Consider the following 19,215-nt stretch of genomic DNA (forward strand, 5'->3'; position numbering starts at 1 on the left):
GCAATGGGTTTGATGCGTTATTCGACGGGGGCTGCGCTCGCGGCGCTCCTGCTCGCCGGTTCGGCCCATGGCCAAACGGCCGCGGCTCGGCCGCAAGGCCCGGCCCGCGCTCCGACGGCGACGCCGCCCCAGGCTCCGGCCCAGGGCGCTGCGGCCGGCGCGCCGAATCCGGCGGCGGAAGAAGCCCCCACGACCGCCCGCGCCGAGCCCAAGTTCGAAATGGCCGACGGCATCGTCGCCACCGTCAACGACAAGATCATCACCGGCTATGATCTGCGTCAGCGGATGCTGATGCTGATCGCCTCGTCGCAGGTCCAGCCGACCGAACAGAACCTGCCGGCGATCCAGCAGGCGGCGCTGAACGCCCTGATCGAGGACCGCCTGAAAATCCAGGAGATGGCCAAGTTCGAGAGCCTGAAGGTCACCGACGAAGAGGTGGATCAGGAAATCGCCGAAATGGCCCGGGCCGCCGGCACGACGCCGGCCAACTATCTGCAGTTCCTGCAGCAGGGCGGCATCCAGCCCGCCGCCTTCCGCGAGAACCTGCGCACTCAGATCGGCTGGAGCCAGCTGGTCCCCGGCCGTTTCAACAGCCGCGCCCGCCCCAGCAGCCTGCAGGTCGACCAGGAACTGCGTCGCCTGAACGAGGCGGCCTCCAAGCCCCAGTTCCTGCTGGGCGAAATCTATATCGACGCCGCCCGTGTCGGCGGCGCCCAGGCCGCGCTGAACGGCGCGCGCCAGCTGGTGCAGCAGATCATCCAGGGCGCGCCTTTCCAGGCCGTGGCCCAGCAGTTCTCCTCGGCGCCCTCCGCCAATGCTCGCGTGCCGGGCGACGCCGGCTGGGTCGTGCGCGATTCGCTGCAACCCGCCGTCCAGACCGTGGTCGACCAGCTGCAGGCCGGCCAGCTGTCCAACCCCATCGTGGTCGATGGCGGGGTCTATATCCTCTATCTGCGCGACAAGCGTGACGGCGCCTCCACCAGCCTGGTCTCGCTGCGTCAGGTCATGGTCGAGCTGCCCGAGACCGCATCCGAAGCCGATGTCGCCGCCGCGACGCAGAAGCTTCAGGCGATGCGGACGGGGCTGACCTGCGACAATATCCTGTCGCAAGCCCGCGCGACCGAGGGCGTGATCGGGGCGGACCTTGGCGAATCCGATGTCGCCAACCTGGCGCCCCAGTTCCAGCAGTTCGCCCGAACCGGCGAACTCGGCGCCGTCTCCACCCCGATTCGCACCCCCCTGGGTCTGCATCTGGTCGCCGTTTGCGGCCGACGCGTCGGCGGCCCCGAGGCCCCCAACCGCCAGCAGGTCGAAAATCGCCTGCGGGCGCAGAACCTTCAGGTGCTGGAGCGGCGCTATCTGCGGGATCTTCGCAGCGACGCCCTGATCGAGTTCAAGTGACGTCATCGGTCGCGCCTCTGGTCCTGACGCTGGGCGAACCCGCCGGCGTGGGACCGGAGATCGTCGCCGCCGCCTGGACCGCCCTGAAAGACGAACCGCTGGCCTTCGCGGTCATCGGCGACGCTGACCTGATGCGCGCACAGGGCGTTCCGGTTCTGGAGGTCGGCGCGCCCGGCGACAGCGTCGACGGCTTCGCCCGCGCCCTGCCCGTCATCCACCGCCCCCTGCCCGCCCCGGTCGAGGTCGGTCGCCCCGATCCCGCCAACGCCCTGGCCGTCGCAGACAGCATAGAGGAGGCGGTCGGTTTCGCCCTGTCCGGCGACGCCTCGGGCATCGTCACCGCGCCCATCGCCAAGGCGCCCATGTACGCCTCCGGGTTCCGTTTTCCAGGCCATACCGAATTCATCGCCGAACTGACCGCCGATGCGCCTTATGCGGGCACGCGCGGGCCAGTGATGATGCTGACGGCGCGAGACCTGCGCGCCTGTCTGGTGACCATCCACGTCGCCCTGGATCAGGTTCCCGAACTGGTCACCGCAGAACGCGTCGCACGCACAGCCCGCGTCGTTCATGAAAGCCTGAAACGCGATTTCGCCATCGCCCGTCCGCGCCTGACCATGGCGGCCCTGAACCCCCACGCAGGCGAAGGCGGCGCCCTGGGGTTGCAGGAGTTGGACATCCTGATCCCGGTCGCGGAGCAACTGCGCGGCGAGGGCATCGACATCACCGATCCCAAGTCGGCCGACACCATGTTCCATGACGAGGCGCGCGCCGCCTATGATGCGGCGATCTGCATGTATCACGACCAGGCCCTGATCCCGGTCAAGACGCTGGATTTCTGGGGCGGGGTCAATGTCACCCTGGGCCTGCCCGTCATCCGCACCTCGCCGGACCACGGCACGGGTTTCGACATCGCGGGCAAGGGGATCGCCCGGTCGGACAGTCTGATCGCGGCCATCCGTCTGGCTTCGGAGATGGCGGCGGCGCGCGCCGCGCGCTAACAGACGGTCGTGACCGACCTTCCTTCCCTCCGTGAAACCCTCGACGCCCACGGCCTTTCGGCCAAGAAGAGCTTCGGCCAGCATTTCCTGCTGGACCTGAATGTCACCCGCAAGATCGTGCGACTGGCGGGCCCGTTCGAGGGCCGCGCCGTGATCGAAGTCGGCCCCGGCCCCGGCGGCCTGACCCGCGCCCTGCTGGAATCCGACGCCGGTCCCGTGGTTCTGGTCGAGAAAGATCCCCGCTTCATTCCCCTGTTGTCCGAACTGGACGACGGTTCCGGCCGCCTGACCCTCGTCGAGGCGGACGCCCTGAAGGTGACGGAGGCTGATCTGGTCTCCGGCCCCGCCCATCTGGTCTCCAACCTGCCCTATAACGTCGGGACGGCCCTGCTGATCAAATGGCTGACCGGGCCATGGCTGCCCCACAGCCTGACCCTGATGTTCCAGAAGGAAGTGGCCGAACGCGTCGCTGCGGGTCCCGGCGAGGACGCCTATGGCCGTCTGGCGGTGATTTCTCAGGCCGTCTGCACCGCCCGCATCGTCATGCACCTGCCCGCCGCCGCCTTCACCCCGCCGCCCAAGGTCGCCTCCGCCGTGGTGCATCTGGTCCCGCTGGCCGAACGCCCCAGCCCTGAGCGCCTGAAGAAACTCGAGCGCGTCACCGCCGCCGCTTTCGGCCAGCGCCGCAAGATGCTGCGCTCCAGCCTGAAGCAACTGGGCGGCGCCGCCCTGTGCGAGGCGGCCGGGATCGAGCCTGATGCCCGCGCCGAGACCATCGACGTCGCGGGCTTCCTGCGTCTGGCGGATACTCTGCAGTAGAATCTAGCGTAATGGGCGATATGGGACAAAGCTTATCGCCGCCACGCCGCGATCATCGCTGGCCGAGGATCATCTTCTGCGTTGTGATGGCTTTCGGCCTGTTCACGCAGTTTATGCTGGCCGCCTTCGTCTCCGCGATGAGTCTATCCTGCAATGTCCTCTCGGTCATTCAGCAAGCCCCATGGTTCGCTGGCACATCGAGCGTCGTTCTCCTCTTCTGCACAATCTATTGGGGTGCGAGTGTCGCTTTGCGTGCTCTCGGGTACGCCTGCTCTCTGCACTTCATCAACGCAGGATTGATCAGTATCGTGGTTTACGGCGCTCGGGGTTGCTACCTAAACGTCGATCCTGGTTGGATCGATGTGGATGCTACGTCGACTGGCTTGATGCTGGTTGCGGGAGGGGTGTTGTGCATTGGGGCAGTCTGGCTTTTGTCCACAATTACTCGACGCCTTCAACCAAGATAGCCTCATGACCGTCGAACCCTTCCGCGCCATCTCCGTCAGTCGCCTGGCCCACCAGCTGAAAGCCGAGGGCCGGTCGATCATCCATATGGAGTTCGGCCAGCCGTCCACGGGCGCCCCTGCCGCCGCCATCGCCCGCGCCCATCAGGTGCTGGACGCCGACGCCATGGGCTATTGGGAAAGCCCCGACCTGCGCGCGCGCATCGCTCGGCTGTATGACGAGCGGTATGGCGTCGTCGTCGATCCCGACCGCGTCCTGCTGACCTGCGGCGCCTCGCCCGCTCTGGTGCTGGCGCTCAGCACCCGGTTCAAACCCGGCGACCGGATCGCCCTGGCCCGCCCCGGCTATGTCGCCTATCGCAACACCCTGCGCGCCCTGCACCTGGAGCCGGCCGAAATCGCCTGCGGGCCGGAAACGCGGTTTCAACTGACGGCCGATCAACTGCGCGCGCTCGATCCCGCCCCGGCCGGGGTCATCATCGCCAGCCCCGCCAATCCGACCGGCACCATCATCCCGGACGCCGAACTGGCCGCCATCGCCGATGTCTGCCGCCAGCGCGGCATCGCCATCGTCTCGGACGAAATCTATCACGGCCTCAGCTATGTCGGGCCGACGCCTTGCATGCTGCAGTTCGCGCCGGACGCCACGGTGATCAACAGCTTCTCCAAATACTGGAGCATGGCCGGGTGGCGCCTGGGATGGCTGCTGGTTCCGGAGACACAGGTCCAGGCGGCCCGCGCCTATATCGGCAATATGTTCCTGACCCCGCCGTCGCTGAGCCAGCACGCCGGTCTGGTCGCCATGGATGCGGTGGACGAGTTGGAAGGCCACATCCAGACCTATGCCCGCAATCGCGATCTGATGCTTCAGGCTCTGCCGACGCTGGGGCTGAAGACAATCGCCCCGCCGGACGGCGCCTTCTACATCTGGGCCGACATCGGCCATCTGACGGACGACAGTGTCGCCTTCTGCGAACAGATGCTGCGCGACACTGGCGTCGCCACCGCGCCCGGCGTCGATTTCGATCCCGTCGACGGTCGCCGCTTCATCCGGTTCAGTTTCGCCGTCTCGACCCCCGAGATCGAGGATGCGTTAGGCCGCCTTGGCCCCTGGTTCGCCGCCCGCAGCTGACGCTGCGTCCGCCGTCGATGTCGCCCGGTGAAGCGCGTCGTACAGCCGCTTGGGCTCCAAAGGCTTCGGCAGCCAATCGGTCATGCCGGCGGCGTAACAGGCGTCCACCTGTTCGGCCTCGGTGCCGGCGCTGAAGCCGATCACCGGCACGGCCGCGTTCAGGCCGCCGGCGGCGCGCAGGCGGCGCGTCGTTTCATTGCCGTCGATGCCCGGCATGTTGACGTCCATCAGCACCACGTCGAACGTCCGCTCCGCCAGCAGCGACAAGGCCAGGTTCCCGTCCGAAGCGGTGGCCAGATCGACCTCCAGCGGCTGCAGAACCAGGGCGATGGTGCGGCGATTGATCTCGTGGTCGTCGACGGCCAGGACGCGGATGCGCCGCGCCAGGGTCGGCGCCGCGCCCTCGAAGCCGTCGTTAGCTTCCGTGGGCTGGCCCGCCGGCAGATCGACGCACAGGGTAAAGGCCGCACCCTGGCCTGGCGCGCTCCGCACCGTCAGGTCGCCGCCCATCAGCCGCGCCAACTCGCGGCTCACTGTCAGCCCCAACCCCGTCCCGCCATAGGTGCGCGCCACCTCGGCGGACCCTTGCGCGAACGGCGAAAACAGCCGGTTCATGGCTTCCGGGGTGATGCCTGGACCCTGATCCACGACGGTCAGGGTCAGGCGATGCCCGTCATCGCCGCGTGGCGCAGCGGCCTCCAGGCGGATCACGCCGGCGGGCGTAAACTTGACGGCGTTGGACACCAGGTTGTTGATGATCTGGCGCAGGCGATAGGGATCACCCCGCAGCCAGACGGCTTCGCTGTGATCCACCGCCGACTCCAGCACAAGCCCCTTTTCGGCGGCCGTCGCAGTCCAGAATTTGGCGGCGCCGCGCATGAATTCGCCCAGCTCGAAGTCCCGGCTCTCGATCGCCATCGCCCCTGCCTCCATCTTGGAGTGATCCAGCAGGTCGTTCAGCATGCCCGTCATTAGACGCCCGGCGTCGATGATCAGTTCGGCGGTCTCTTCCCGCTTTTCAGGCAGTTTGCCGTCGCGGATGACATGGGCCCCGGCCAGGATGGCGCTGACCGGCGTGCGCAGTTCATGACTGACGATGGCGGCCATGGCGGCGCGGTCGGCCATGGCGCCCTGTGCCTGTTCCAACCGTTGTTCGGCCTCGGCGCGCGACCGAACTTCGGCCTGCCGGGTATGATAGACGCGCCAATAGATGTTCAGCATCATGCCCGCGAAGAGAACGGCGGACAGGGTCATGACGGCCACGCCGCGGGTATCGCCCTGGATCAGCTTGACCACCGGCATCAGCGCCAGGAACAGCAGATAAGGCCCGCCGCCGATGAAGAACAGGGCGCGGGATCCGATGCCCGAAGCGACATTGGTCAGCAGCCCCCCAGCCAGTGTCAGAGCCGCCAGGGTCACCAGCGCGGGATGGTTGGTCGTCCAGATGATCAATGCCATCCCGCCGAACAACGTCGCCATCAAGGTCGTGGAACTCAGCGCCAGAAGAATCGCGAGCCGATCCGTCGATGGCGTCGCACGCCGAAAAGGCGCCATCGCCAAAAGCTCGAACCCCTGGACCATCAGCGTGACGGTCAGCCAGAGCGGAATCCACCCCGCCATGCCGCCGCTATTGAGGGCCCAGGCCATAACGGCGGCCAACAACAGACGCACGGGCGTCTGTTTGACGCGCTCCTTGGCGCTGCCCGCCAGGACCGGTCCCATAGTGTCCAGAAATGTCATGACGCCCCCATCATATCCAACCTTAAGGTTAGAGGACGAACAGGACGTAAATCCCTAGGGGTTGTTCCCTATGACAGCGTTTACCCTTTGGCGTGTCGCGTGACGGCAAAAGACGGTCAGTAGCGTCGCGTAGAGTTCCCTAACGCCGCAGGCCGCACGGCCTGCGGCGTTTTCTTAGACGGCTTCGCGCAGCAGGGCGGCCTTGTAATCGCCGACCCACAGGTTCCTGAACCGGCGCGAGCGCTCCGCATGATAGATGTGGGCCAGTTCGGCGTAGGATCGGTCGAAATCCTCGTTGACCAGCACATAGTCGAAGGCGTCGCAGTGTTCGATCTCGCCCTTGGCATTGGCGACGCGGCGTTCGATCACGTCCTCAGCGTCCTGCGAACGCGTCACCAGACGACGACGCAATTCTTCCAGGCTGGGCGGCAGGATAAACACGCGTACGGCGTCCTCAGGGCATTTCTCCGCCACATCGCGCGCGCCCTGCCAGTCGATGTCGAACAGCACATCGCGCCCCTCGGCCAAGGCCCGGTCCACCGGAGCGCGTGGGCTGCCGTAGCGATTGCCGTGCACGTCGGCCCATTCCAGGAAGGCGTCCTCGTCGATCAGTCGCTGAAAGGCGTCGCGGCCCACAAAATGATAGTCGCGGCCGTCCACTTCGCCCGGACGTATGCCGCGCGTGGTCATGGAAACGGAAAGCTCCAGCCCCCCGTGGTCCGCCATCAGTCGGCGGCACAGCGACGTCTTGCCGGCGCCCGAGGGGCTGGCGACGATCAGGAGGACGCCCCGGCGGGGCGTGCGTTCATTCGACATTCTGGACCTGCTCACGCAACTGTTCGATGACGGCCTTGAGCTCCAGGCCGATTCCGGTGAGCGCGGTCGTAGCGGATTTCGAGCAGAGGGTGTTCGCCTCTCTCATGAATTCCTGCATCAGGAAGTCGAGTTTCCGCCCGGCTGGCGCCGAGGCCACAAGCTGGCGCGCCGCCGCGACATGGGCGGTCAGCCGATCCAGCTCCTCGCGCACGTCGGCCTTGGCGGCCAGGACGGCGGCCTCCAGGAAAATCCGCTCGTCCAGGCCAGGCGCATCCGGCGCCAATTCCGTGATGCGGCGTGTGAACCGCTCGCGGATCGTCTCGACCTGAGCGGCCGCCTCGCCTTCGGCCTGGGCCGTCAGGGCTTCGATCCGGGCGATGAACGCCTCCAGCACCGGCGCCAGAAGCGCGCCCTCCTGCCGGCGCGACGCCTTCAGGGCGTCCAGCGCCTGCTCGACCGTGCGGGTCATGGCGGCTTCCAGAACCGTCCGCGCCGCGGGATCGTCTACGTCTTCTGGGGCCTCGATCACGCCGCGCAAGGCCAGCAGGCCGTCCGCAGACGGCGGCGTCGCCCCGTCCTCGGCCAGTTCGTTGGCCAGGGTCAGATAGCGCGCCAGGACCGCCGCATTGATGGCGACCGAGGCTTCGCCGTCATCGGTGCGTTTCCCCTGCAGACCGATGCTGACCTGACCGCGTGCGAACCGCGTCTGCCCGGCCGCCTTGGCCGCCCGTTCGACGGCGTCGAATCCATTCGGTCCGCGGAACCGGATCTCCAGATTGCGGCCGTTGACCGAGCGCGCCTCGACCGACCAGGTCCAGCCTTCGCCCGCGCCTTCCGCACGGCCGAAGCCGGTCATGCCCGACAGCACGGTCATCTCGCCCCCTGACTGGCGCCGGGCGGCAAGGTGATGGTCGCCTGACCGGTCGCAGGTTGTTCGGCCGGCGGCGTCATCGGCGCCGGGTTCGCGCCCGGCGCGACCGGCGCGGGCGCTTCGGGCGGCAAACCGGCCTTCTGGCGCTCGATCTGACGCCAGCGGGCCACATTCTGCTGATGTTCCTCATAGGTCAGGGCGAAGGCGTGGCCGCCCGATCCGTCCGCGACGAAGAAGAGCGCGGGGTCCGCTGGCGGATTCAGCACGGCCTTCAGCGCATCCACGCCGGGATTGGCGATCGGCGACGGCGGCAGGCCGTTGATCTGATAGGTGTTCCACGGCGTCGCAGCCAACAGCTCAGAGCGTCGGATGCCACGTCCCAGGGGCCGCCCCTTGGTGATGCCGTAAACGATGGTCGGATCGCTTTCCAACCGCATTCCGGCGCGCAGTCGGTTGGAGAAGACCGCCGCCACGCGCGGCCGCTCCGCCGCAAGGGCGGTTTCCTTTTCAACGATGGAGGCCAGAACGACCGCCTCTTCCGCCGTGCGCGCCACGGTCGCGGGCGAACGCTGGCTCCACAACAGGCGCAGGTTCTCGGTCGCCGCACGCTGCATCCGGTCGATCACCGACTGGCGGGTATCGCCGCGCGCGACCTCGTAGGTGTCAGGCCACAGGCTGCCTTCGGCGGGGGTCTTCTCGACCGTGCCGATCAGGACCGGCTCCTTGTTCAGGATGTCGATGGCCTGAAGCGACGACCAGCCTTCGGGCAGGGTCACGAAATGGCGCACCACCCGCCCCTCGACCAGCAGGTTCAACACTCCGGCCAGGGACATGCCCGAGGGCACCTCGTATTCTCCGGCCCTCAAACGACGGTCCGCCCCGGTCAGGGTCGCCGCTGCGCGGAACAGATCGGTCGAACGGATCACCCCCTCGGCCTTCATCTTGGCGGCTATGGCCGAGACGCCGGAACCGCTGGCCAGGGTCACGACCGTCTTGTCGCCCTGCCGCGCCGCCGGGCCGGGCGCGTAATAGACGGCCCAGACCGCGATCAGCGCCACCAGCAGGAACAGGCCGAAGGTCGCCGATGCGGTCAGCAGCGAGACCGTGAACCCCGACCGTCCGTCCGACTTTTCGACCCGTTCCCGTCCGAACACTCAATCGACCTTCTTGAAGATGACCGAGGCGTTGGTGCCGCCGAAGCCGAAGCTGTTGGACATGGCCACGTCGATCTTCATCGGCTTGGCCTTGTTCGCGGCCAGGTCGATGGGCGTCTCCATCTCAGGGTCGTTCAGATTGATCGTCGGCGGCGCCACCTGATCGCGGATGGCCAGAACGCAGAAGGCCGCCTCGATGGCGCCGGCGGCGCCCAGCAGGTGGCCGGTCATCGACTTGGTCGAACTGACGGTCAGGTTCTTGGCGTGGTCGCCGGCCAGCCGCTCTATCGCCTTCAACTCGATCCAGTCGGCCATGGTCGAGGTGCCGTGGGCGTTGACGTAATCCAGATCGGACGGCTCCATGCCTGCCCGCTTCAACGCCATCTTCATCGCCCGCAGGCCGCCCTCGCCGTCTTCGGACGGGGCCGTGATGTGATAGGCGTCGCCGCTCATGCCATAGCCCACGACCTCGGCGTAGATCTTGGCCCCGCGCGCCTTGGCGTGCTCGTATTCCTCCAGCACCATGACCCCGGCGCCCTCGCCCATGACGAAACCGGCGTGGCCCCGATCATACGGACGCGAAGCCGTCTCGGGCGTGTCGTTATAGGCGGTGCACAGCGCCTTGCAGGCCAGGAAGCCCGCGATGCCGATCGGCACGATCGAGCTTTCGGCCCCGCCGGCCACCATCACCTCGGCGTCGCCCAGGGCGATCATCCGCGCCGCGTCGCCGATGGCGTGGGCGCCGGTGGCGCAGGCGGTCACGACGGAATGGTTCGGCCCCTTCAGTCCGTGGCGGATCGAAATCTGGCCGGACGCCAGATTGATCAGGGCGGATGGAATGAAGAAGGGGCTGACCCGCCGCACGCCCTGTTCCTTCAGGACAATGGCCGTCTCGGCGATGGGGCCCAGGCCGCCGATGCCCGAGCCGACCATGACGCCGGTGGCCTCGCGGTCCTCGTCCGTCTCGGGCTTCCAGTCGGCGTCGGCCAGGGCCTCGTCCGCCGCTGCGATGGCGTACAGGATGAAGTCGTCGACGCGCTTCCTGTCCTTGGGCGACATGATCTTGTCGGGGTCGAAGTCGCCTTCGCCGCCCCCGCCGCGCCCGTCCACGCTGGGCACTTCCCCGGCGATGGTGCAGCCATAACCTTCCGTGTCGAAGGCGGTGATCGGGCCGATGCCCGAACGCCCCTCGACGATGCCCTGCCAGCTCTTCTCGACGCCCCAGCCCAGGGGGGTCAGCAGACCGATGCCCGTAACGACGACGCGGCGCATGGTGCGTGCTCCTTCAGCTCCAAACCTTCCCTTGCGGAATCACATGAGGATTCGTCTGGGTCAGAAACAGTAAAGGCCGCCGGGCCTCTCCGCTAGGAGCGCCGGGCGGCCTTTTGAACCGTCAGCCTTTCGGCTTTCCGTCGGGGGCTGGGATCAGCCGGCCGACTTTTCGTCGATGAACTTGACCGCATCGCCGACCGTCTGGATGTGCTCGGCGGCGTCATCCGGGATCTCGATGTCGAATTCTTCTTCGAAGGCCATCACCAGCTCGACGTTGTCGAGCGAGTCGGCGCCCAGGTCGTCGATGAAGCTGGCCTTTTCCGTGACCTTGTCCGGATCGGCGTCCAGATGGTCGATGACGATCTTGCGAACGCGCTCGAGGGTGTCGGACATCAGTGTCTCTCTGCCTGTTTGAAATCGCCGTAGAGGCGGGGGTAGCTCGGAAATCGCCGTCTCACGGCAGCGAAGGCGACGCAAGCTCGAAAGCCTGAACCGCCGTCGCACCCAGCCCTTTAGCACAGGCTTTCGGGCTGGAAATAGCCTGTTGCGCGTCGTGATGACGGCGGACGGCCTTAAATCATCGCCATTCCGCCGTTCACGTGCAGGGTTTGGCCTGTCACATAGGCGGCTTCGTTGGACGACAGATAGACGGCGGCGGCGGCGATCTCGTCGCCCGTGCCCAGCCGGCCGGCGGGAATACGACCCAGGATGGCCTCGCGCTGCTGGTCGTTCAGCACGTCGGTCATCGGCGAGGCGATGAAGCCCGGCGCGATGCAGTTGACGGTGATCCCGCGGGAACCGACCTCCTGCGCCAGCGACTTGGAAAAGCCGATCATCCCGGCCTTGGACGCCGAATAGTTGGTCTGGCCCGGATTGCCGGTCACGCCCACCACCGAGGTCACGCCGATGATTCGCCCCGAACGGCGCTTCATCATTCCCTTCACCGCCGCGCGGGTCAGGCGGAAATAGGATTCCAGATTGATCTGGATCACCGACTGGAAGTCCTCGTCCTTCATCCGCATCAGCAGGCCGTCCTTGGTGATGCCGGCGTTGGCCACCAGGATGTCCAGCGGCGACCCCGCCGCCGTCTCGGCCGCGTTCACCAAATTATCGACCGACTCGGGGTCCGACAGGTTCGCCGTGGCGAAATGGGCGCGCTCACCCAACTCATTGGCCAGATTCGCCAGCACGGCCTCGCGCGTGCCCGACAGCACCACCGTCGCGCCTTGCGCATGCAGCGCCCGCGCCACAGCCCCGCCGATCCCGCCCGTCGCGCCAGTCACCAGCGCGGTCTTGCCCGCAAGATTGAACATTCGTCCTGTCCTTTTTCCGTCATCCTCGGGTTTGACCCGAGGATCAGGCGCCGTGCGACGCCGATGTCTATGTCAGCGCTCGCTCTCAGCGCCGAAGTGCGGATGGTCCGATCCTCGGGTCAAGCCCGAGGATGACGGCGTATGCGTGTTCAGACGCCCTTGGCGAATGCTTCCAGATCTTCCGGCGTGTTCAGCGGCAGGCTCTCGACGTCCGGCGCGATACGTTTGGCCATGCCGGTCAGCACCTTGCCCGAGCCGATCTCGACGAAGCGGGTCACGCCGCCTTCGCCTGCCATCCACTCCATGCTCTCGCGCCAGCGCACGCGGCCGGTGACCTGTTCGACCAGCAGGCGGCGGATGACGTCCGGGTCGCGCTCGGGGCGCGCCAGGACGTTGGCGATCACCGGCACGGCTGGCGCGACGATCTTTGCGTCCGCCAGAGCCTGGGCCATTTCGTCGGCGGCGGGCTGCATCAGCGGGCAGTGGAAGGGCGCCGAGACGTTCAGCGGGATCGCCCGCGCGCCCAGCTCCTTGGCCTTTTCGATGGCCCGGTCCACCGCCGCCTTGTCGCCCGAGATGACGATATTGCCGGCGTTGTTGTCGTTGGCGACCACGCAGACGCCCAGTTCGGCGCCCGCCGCCGCGGCCGCTTCGGCCAGGGCCAGATCGGTCCTGGGGCCGATCAGCGAGGCCATCGCCCCCTGCCCCACCGGCACGGCGCGCTGCATGGCCTGACCGCGCAGCTTCAGCAGCCGCGCCGTATCCGACAGGCTGATCGCGCCCGCCGCCGCCAGGGCCGAATACTCACCCAGCGAGTGACCGGCGACATAGGCCGCCTTCGCCACATCGAAGCCGAACTCGACCTTCAGCGCCCGGATCGCCGCCATGGACACCGCCATCAAGGCCGGCTGGGCGTTCTCGGTCAGGGTCAGCTGGTCCTCGGGGCCTTCACGCATCAGGACCGAAAGCTTCTGGCCCAGGGCCTCGTCCACCTCGGCGAAGACGTCGCGGGCGGATTGGAAGGCGTCCGCCAGCTGCGCGCCCATGCCGATCGCCTGGCTGCCCTGGCCCGGAAACAGAAGTGCGAGGGTCATCGACCGCTCCCTGAATCGTTCATCAAGGCGCGGAGCCGTAAGCCCTCGCTTCCGTCAGGGCAAGCGTCGGTTCACGAGCCCCGCCGCGCGGAGACCTCGATCCGAACTCCGATCATTTTGGACACCCAATCCGCCGCCGCGTCCGAGGCCATGCCCAGATCCAGGGCCGTTCGATCCAGCTCCAAGGCGCCTTGGACCTTGGCCACACCGCCGGATTCGCTGAACCGGAACGGCAGGACCACCGGGATGGTCGTGGCCTTTATTCTGAGATCGCCCGCCGCCTCGTAACGGTCGCCGCCTAAGGACCGGAAGCGGGTCGCCTCGAACCGCGCGGTCGGATACTGCGCCGGGTCGAACCATTCCGCGCCCTGCAGCGACCCTTCCTGCGTCGGATCGCCCGTCCGCGCCGAAGCCGTCTGGACCAGGACCACGGCCTTCGATCCCGCCAGGTCCGACGGGTCGAACCAGACGTGACCCGTCCACTGGTCGAACCGGCCCTTGAAAGACTTGCCGGCGTGGGTTCCGGTGAAGGCGATGCTGGAGGCGGCCGGATCGATCGTCCAGGCCGCGGCCGTTCCGGGCGTGACGGGGGCTTCCTCGTTTGGCCGGGCGGCGGGAGCGGCGACCTTGGGCGTGATCTCGGCCAGCTGGCTGTCCGTCAAGGCATAGGGTCGTGCGGCGATGGCGCCGGCGAACGCGACCGCCAGCACCAGGGCGACGCCCGCCCCGCGTTCGGCCCAGACTGGCGACGGCGCCTGGGCGAGCGGCTCATCCACCTGCCCGGGCTTGAGGCCGGGGACCATATGGCCCAGCACGCCGTCATTATCGACGAACTGATGCTTCAAGGCCGCCCCGACGTGCAGGGCGATCAGCACCACCGCGCCCCACGCCATCAGCGAATGAGCGCCCATGGCCTGGAAGGCCAGTGCCCGGCGCATCTGGATCGACAGGTCGGCCACGCCGGGCAGGTGCGGAATGGGAAAGAGGCCGAACCAACTGGTCGCCACTTCCAGCGCGCGATCCTGCGACACCGCCCAGCCGGCCGACACATACAGCCACCCCGTCAGCGGCAGCGCCAGCAACAGAGCATAGAAGGCCACATGGGTCGCGCCCGCCGCAAAGGCCTCCCATCGCTTCATCGTCGTCGGCAGGGCCGGCGGGCGATGGGTCAGCCGCCACAGAACCCGAACCGCCGTGAGCGCGAGGATCAGGAAACCGATCGACTTGTGAATCTGGAACACCCGATAGGCCAGGGCCTGGTGTTCCGGGTTTTCGATCGCCGACGTCATCCAGAGACCCATCGGGATCATCGACACGATCAGAAGCGCGATTGCCCAGTGCAGGGCGATGGCGACGGCGGAGTAGCGATTGCGGGTGCTGGACATGGAAAAACTCGAACTGGGGACGCAAAAAAGGGCGGCGAACCGATCGCCGCCCCTTCTCATCTCGGAACCTAGGCGCCCGGCGCGGCGGCCGGAGCGACTTCCTGGATGAACTCGCCGTCGAAGCGGATCGTCACCTCGTCACCGATGGGACCGACAGCCATGCCGAAATCGGACCGCTTGAAACGGCCCTCCGCCGCGAAGCCGATGGCCGGTACATTGGCGAAGGGATGGCGCTCGATCTCGCCGTTGAAGGTCGCGTCCAGCGTCACCGGACGGGTCTGGCCCAGGAAGGTCAGGTCGCCCGTCACCTTGGCCGTGCGCGCGCCCGTCTTCTTCACCGAGGTCGAAACAAAGGTCATCTTCGGGAACGCCTTGGCGTTCAGCCAGGTGGGATTATTGGCCATGTCGTCGTTCCAGCCGGAATAGGCCGAACCGGGGTGAGACGACGCATAGTCGGCGGGATAGGCCGCATCGACCGACGTCGGGTCGATGGTCGCGGTGATCGTGGAGTTTTCCAGATTCGCCGGATCAAGCGTCAGCTTGGCCTCAAATTTGTCGAACCGGGCGGTGTAGTGCGAGATCGTATTGTGCAGCAGCGACCACTGCAGCGTGGCGTGGGTCGGGTCCAGCACATAGACGCCGGCCGGGGCCTTCACCGTTACGGGCGCTTCGGCCGTGGCGTTCGGGGCGGCGGCGGGCGCTTCGCCCGGTTTATTGCACGCGGCCAGCAGGGCCAGCGCAGACACGGCGGCGAGGGTTGCGATCTTCATTTCCGGCTCCGTCCAAAAAAGGGGATGGAGACGATCTAGGCCAGTTAAAACTGATACGCAACAGCTTCTGTTTCGGATTGCGGCGCGGCTGAAATCAGCGTCGCCGCCGACTGTTCAACAGCCGGTCCCGTGCAGCATTGACGCGCGTGGCCAGGCCTTCGGTGCCGCCCTGATCGGGGTGGGCGCGGGCCATGGCGCGTTTCCAGGCCGCCCGGATCTCGGCCTCGTCCGCACCCGGCCGGACGCCCAGCACGGCGCGGGCGTCGGCCTCGCTGATCGGTTCGGAACGCACGACGGACCGCATTCGCGACGACCAGGCCAGATAGAGGCCCGCGCCCGCCAGAGCCGCCGCCGTCAGCCATGCGCCGCGAAAGGCGGAAAGCGCGCCGCCCGCCAGCAGGACCGATCCCAACAGCGTCGCCGTCACGCGCCAATGCGCCCGGCCCCGCCGCTCCGTCTGGCGGCCCAGCCGGACCAGGGCCCAGACGGCGATGGCCGCCAGGGCCAGCCAGATCAAACCCATCAGGTGGTCAAACCGTCAGGCCGCCACGTCCAAAGGGGCGATCACCTGCTCCAGCCCCATGGCCATCATCAGGTTGCGCATCTCCTGGCGCGCCGCGACATGGGCCAGCGACACCGCGACGGGACGGATGTCGTTGGACAGGTCCGCCACCGTCAGGCCGAAGGGAAACAGTTCGCGATAGATGACGCGGTCGCGCAGCCCCGGTCCGACGCGGAAACCGACCCGTTTGGCCAGTTTGGTCATCCGCTCTTCCAGACGCTTGCGGTTGCGGGCCTCGGCGACCGCCAGACGGTTGGTCACCACCAGCCAGTCGATGGTCGCATGGCGGCCCTGGGCGATGGCCCGCTGCTTGCGCGCCTCCCACACGCTTTCGGAATAGATGGACGGCTTCAGCAGCTCCAGCGAGACGGGATCGACCTCGCCCAGCAGGTCGAAATCGACGAAACTGTCGTTCATCGGCGTCACGATCTGGTCGGCGCGCGCGTGGGCGGCGTTGGAGACGGCCGTGTCGCCGCCCGGCGTGTCGATCAGGATGCAGTCCACCCCCTGTGCCCCCGCCTCATCGAAGGCGCGTTCGAAGGCCGCGATCTGGTCGGCGATATCGGCCTTGGCCAGCGCCTTGCCGTCGCCCATGTCGGGAATGAAGGGTTGGGGCAGTTCATGTCCGTTCGCGGCCAGCCAGGCCAGGCGATTGTGGAAGAAGCGCTGCATCGACCGCTGGCGCAGATCCAGGTCGATGATCGCCACCGTCCGGCCCGCGTGCAGCAGGCCCGTGACGATGTGGATGGCCAGGGTGGACTTGCCCGCCCCGCCCTTTTCGTTGCCGAGAACGATCACATGCGGCTGCGTCATTTCGAGGGAATCCTCTTTGCCGACCGACGCGACTCAGGCGCGGTCCAGTTCGAACAAGAGTCGGCCGCCGCGCGCCAAACGTCAACGGAACCTTAACGCAGACCTGTGGACGGCGACAAAAGCGGGATCAGCTGTTGCGAGCGCACCAGGCGTCCGCCACATCGGCGGCGCGACATACGGCGGCGGCGGTCTCTTTAGGGATGGGTCCGACCTTCAACCGCGTCAAGGTCCGGCCCTGCACCTCCACGGGCTCGAACACCGGCGCCAGCGCCGCCAGGTCGGCGGACGCCTTCAGCCGCGCCCAGGCCTGACGCGCCGCCTGCGGGCTGGAATAGGCGCCCAGCTGAATGGTGCGGCCGCTCGGCGCCGCCTGGCGCAGGCTCGCCTCATGTATAGACAAGGCCCGTTCCGGGGCCGAGGTCGTTGTGACGGCTTCGCGAACAGGAACAGGCGCCGCAGCCTGAGCCTCCGGCTGCACCCTGCGAATCACGGCGTCGCGCAGCCCGGCTTCGACGGCCACCCGCCGCACGCCCGCCTGATCATCGCGCGCGTCCCACATGGCGTGGGGATCCATCACCGCGACCTTCATGGCGCTGAACTTGACGGGTCTCAGGCCCGCCGCCTCGGCCGACCGCCCGCGCCCGACGGATTGAGCCGCGCCCGGCGTCAGCGGCACCTCGACCGAGGCCACCTGGTCGGCCAGGGACGTGAACCGATGCGGATCGGTATTGGCCGCCCCGCAACCGGACAGCGCGGCGGCGCCGACCAGAGCCGTAATCACGGCCCGGAGGATCAGAACTGGACGGGTCGCTTCTGCGGGCGTCATAAGCAGGACCCTAAGGCCCAGTCTTTTAGGTCTGGTGCATCAACAGGCTTAAGCGGAAAGGTTAATCGCTTCATCATGATGGACGCTCCTCCCCTGCCCGTGGTCCGCACCTTGGCCGACCTGCGCGCGACCGTTCGGGACTGGAAACGACAAGGTCTCAGCGTCGGCATGGTTCCCACCATGGGCGCCTTGCACGAAGGCCATCTGACCCTGGTGCGCGAGGCCGCCCGTCGCGCCGATCGCGTCGTCGCCTCCAACTTCGTCAATCCGACGCAATTCGCCGCCCATGAAGACCTGGACAAATACCCTCGCCAGCAGGAAGAAGACGCGCGCCTGCTGGCCGGCGCCGGGTGTCACCTGATGTTCGCCCCGACGGCTGGGGAAATGTATCCCGACGGCTTCTCCACCAGCATCGCCATGACCGGCCCCGCCCTGGGGCTGGAAGGTGATTTCCGACCGCAGATGTTCGGCGGCGTCGCTCTGGTCGTGACCAAACTGTTCAATCAGGTTCAGCCCGACGTCGCCGTTTTCGGCGAGAAGGATTATCAGCAACTGATGGTCATTCGCCGGTTCGTGCGGGACCTGGACCTGCCGGTCGAGATCGTCGGCGCACCGACCGAACGGGACGGCTGGGGTTTGGCCCTGTCTTCGCGTAACGCCTATCTGTCCGAGACTGAACTGGCGTCGGCCCGTCAACTGAACGGCGTCCTGGCCCAGGCCGCATCGGAGGCCGCCTCCGGGCGCCCTCTGCCGGACGTGGAACGCGACGCCCAGACCGCCATAATCAAAGCCGACTTCGACCGTGTGGACTATGTCGCCGTTCGCCGCGCCGACGATCTCGGCGTCTTCCGCAACGATGTCGTGGACGCTCCAGGGCGCATTCTTACCGCCGCCTGGATCGGCAAGACGCGCCTGATCGACAATATGGCGGTCTGAAACACGTCGGGCCGCATCCGTCGCCGGATGCGGCCCGCTTCCTCATGTCAACCAATCGCGCCGACGCAGCCTTCCGCATCGCCCGGCGCCAGTTCGGCGTCGGTCAGGGCGATGGTCCAGCCGTGGTGCGTATTCAGGCCCCAGCGCCGTGCGCCGCCGCCATCGCCGGCATCGCCGCCCGCCGTCACGATGACGCGGCGGCCCTTGGGCAGGGCCGGCGGATCGATCTTGCCGACCGCCAGCGAGGTGGGCGTCGCGCCGCCGTAGCCGTCGAAGACGCTCAGCATCGACCATTCGCGGCGCAGGCCCATCCACCAGGCGTCCTCGGTGTTGATGGCCAGGACGGCGACGCCGTGTCCCTCGGCCGCGAAGGCCAGGGCCTTTTGCGGATCGCGCACCATCCTGATGTCGGCCGCCGCGCCGAAACGCAGACGCGCGCCGTCGAAGGCCCGCGTCGGCTCGATCGGGGCCCAGACCTGGACCTGCAAACGCCCCTGACGCGCCAGGCCCCAGCCGACGATCTCGCGCCACAGATGTTCGACCGCCTCGGCGTTCTCCGGCTGGCATTTCGCCAACATGCGCGACAGCACCGTCTGCTCGCGGTCGGGGCGCAGCTTGGTGTGGGGGCCGGAAGGCGCATCCTTGGCGCGCCCGACGGTGGCGGCGACCGCCAGCCGTTGTTCGAACAGGGCCAGTATCTGATCGTCGATCCCGTCGATCTCGGCGCGCAGGGCGGCCAGGGCCTGCTGTTCAGGGGTCAGGTCGGCCACGTCAGGCCAGACTTGCTGAATGTTGGAATTGGGCATGGGATAGGGCTTTCGGCATTCTGAATTTCGATATGTGCAG

At 67.3% G+C, this 19,215-nt stretch carries 19 protein-coding genes; 5 read left to right on the top strand and 14 right to left on the bottom strand.

Translation table 11 applies throughout. From position 1 onward, the window contains the following. Window positions 1–3: 3 nt before the first annotated feature. The 4 genes from P0Y50_13420 (at window position 4) to P0Y50_13435 (ending at window position 4,817) form a co-directional block, all read left to right on the top strand. Window positions 4–1,401: a peptidylprolyl isomerase gene (locus P0Y50_13420; GenBank protein WEK39524.1), complete on the top strand. Its 1,398-nt coding sequence runs from the start codon at window positions 4–6 to the stop codon at window positions 1,399–1,401. Next, entirely contained in the window at window positions 1,398–2,402 is a 1,005-nt protein-coding gene (gene pdxA / locus P0Y50_13425; GenBank protein ID WEK39525.1) for a 4-hydroxythreonine-4-phosphate dehydrogenase PdxA, read from the top strand. The genes P0Y50_13420 and pdxA overlap by 4 nt, the downstream gene beginning before the upstream one ends. Window positions 2,403–2,411: 9 nt before the next feature. Next, entirely contained in the window at window positions 2,412–3,221 is an 810-nt protein-coding gene (rsmA, locus tag P0Y50_13430; protein WEK39526.1) for a 16S rRNA (adenine(1518)-N(6)/adenine(1519)-N(6))-dimethyltransferase RsmA, read from the top strand. A gap of 471 nt (window positions 3,222–3,692) precedes the next feature. Beyond that, entirely contained in the window at window positions 3,693–4,817 is a 1,125-nt protein-coding gene (locus tag P0Y50_13435) for an aminotransferase class I/II-fold pyridoxal phosphate-dependent enzyme (GenBank protein ID WEK39527.1), read from the top strand. Here P0Y50_13435 and P0Y50_13440 read toward each other — a convergent pair. From P0Y50_13440 to P0Y50_13500, 13 genes are all read right to left on the bottom strand, one after another. Beyond that, window positions 4,779–6,557, bottom strand: a complete 1,779-nt coding sequence (locus tag P0Y50_13440) for an ATP-binding protein (protein WEK39528.1) — start codon at window positions 6,555–6,557, stop codon at window positions 4,779–4,781. The two genes, P0Y50_13435 and P0Y50_13440, sit on opposite strands and share 39 nt — an antisense overlap. 174 nt (window positions 6,558–6,731) lie before the next feature. Then, a complete protein-coding gene (gene gmk / locus P0Y50_13445; protein WEK39529.1) occupies window positions 6,732–7,373 on the bottom strand; it encodes a guanylate kinase in 642 nt (213 codons plus the stop codon). After that, on the bottom strand, window positions 7,363–8,247 hold the full coding sequence (locus tag P0Y50_13450) for a YicC family protein (protein WEK39530.1): 885 nt from the start codon (window positions 8,245–8,247) through the stop codon (window positions 7,363–7,365). The genes gmk and P0Y50_13450 overlap by 11 nt, the downstream gene beginning before the upstream one ends. Beyond that, window positions 8,244–9,398 carry an endolytic transglycosylase MltG gene (gene mltG, locus P0Y50_13455; protein ID WEK39531.1) on the bottom strand — a complete coding sequence of 385 codons (1,155 nt, stop codon included), beginning with the start codon at window positions 9,396–9,398 and terminating at the stop codon, window positions 8,244–8,246. The genes P0Y50_13450 and mltG overlap by 4 nt, the downstream gene beginning before the upstream one ends. Further along, the gene (gene fabF / locus P0Y50_13460; GenBank protein ID WEK39532.1) at window positions 9,399–10,670 is read right to left on the bottom strand and encodes a beta-ketoacyl-ACP synthase II; all 1,272 of its coding nucleotides are present in this window, start codon (window positions 10,668–10,670) and stop codon (window positions 9,399–9,401) included. It abuts the gene before it with no gap. Window positions 10,671–10,823: 153 nt separating this feature from the next. Further along, entirely contained in the window at window positions 10,824–11,063 is a 240-nt protein-coding gene (locus tag P0Y50_13465; protein ID WEK39533.1) for an acyl carrier protein, read from the bottom strand. Between the two features lie 179 nt (window positions 11,064–11,242). Then, window positions 11,243–11,983: a 3-oxoacyl-[acyl-carrier-protein] reductase gene (gene fabG / locus P0Y50_13470; protein WEK39534.1), complete on the bottom strand. Its 741-nt coding sequence runs from the start codon at window positions 11,981–11,983 to the stop codon at window positions 11,243–11,245. A 149-nt stretch (window positions 11,984–12,132) separates the two neighbouring features. Then, the gene (fabD, locus tag P0Y50_13475; GenBank protein ID WEK39535.1) at window positions 12,133–13,077 is read right to left on the bottom strand and encodes an ACP S-malonyltransferase; all 945 of its coding nucleotides are present in this window, start codon (window positions 13,075–13,077) and stop codon (window positions 12,133–12,135) included. Window positions 13,078–13,148: 71 nt separating this feature from the next. After that, entirely contained in the window at window positions 13,149–14,462 is a 1,314-nt protein-coding gene (locus P0Y50_13480) for a YceI family protein (GenBank protein WEK39536.1), read from the bottom strand. A gap of 68 nt (window positions 14,463–14,530) precedes the next feature. Beyond that, window positions 14,531–15,232 (bottom strand): YceI family protein, encoded by a 702-nt coding sequence (locus P0Y50_13485; GenBank protein ID WEK39537.1) that lies wholly within the window; start codon window positions 15,230–15,232, stop codon window positions 14,531–14,533. 94 nt (window positions 15,233–15,326) lie between these two features. Further along, on the bottom strand, window positions 15,327–15,755 hold the full coding sequence (locus P0Y50_13490) for a molecular chaperone DnaJ (protein ID WEK39538.1): 429 nt from the start codon (window positions 15,753–15,755) through the stop codon (window positions 15,327–15,329). A 15-nt stretch (window positions 15,756–15,770) separates the two neighbouring features. After that, on the bottom strand, window positions 15,771–16,607 hold the full coding sequence (locus P0Y50_13495; protein WEK39539.1) for a division plane positioning ATPase MipZ: 837 nt from the start codon (window positions 16,605–16,607) through the stop codon (window positions 15,771–15,773). Window positions 16,608–16,734: 127 nt separating this feature from the next. Beyond that, a complete protein-coding gene (locus P0Y50_13500; GenBank protein WEK39540.1) occupies window positions 16,735–17,433 on the bottom strand; it encodes an SPOR domain-containing protein in 699 nt (232 codons plus the stop codon). A 78-nt stretch (window positions 17,434–17,511) separates the two neighbouring features. On the opposite strand from P0Y50_13500, the gene panC reads away from it, so the two are divergent. Then, a complete protein-coding gene (gene panC, locus P0Y50_13505; GenBank protein ID WEK41581.1) occupies window positions 17,512–18,369 on the top strand; it encodes a pantoate--beta-alanine ligase in 858 nt (285 codons plus the stop codon). Between the two features lie 47 nt (window positions 18,370–18,416). Here panC and P0Y50_13510 read toward each other — a convergent pair whose 3' ends face one another. Next, entirely contained in the window at window positions 18,417–19,175 is a 759-nt protein-coding gene (locus P0Y50_13510) for a chorismate mutase (GenBank protein ID WEK39541.1), read from the bottom strand. Window positions 19,176–19,215: the final 40 nt, after the last annotated feature.

The sequence above is a fragment of the Candidatus Brevundimonas colombiensis genome, assembly GCA_029202665.1.
GTDB classification, from domain to species: Bacteria; Pseudomonadota; Alphaproteobacteria; order Caulobacterales; family Caulobacteraceae; genus Brevundimonas; species Brevundimonas colombiensis.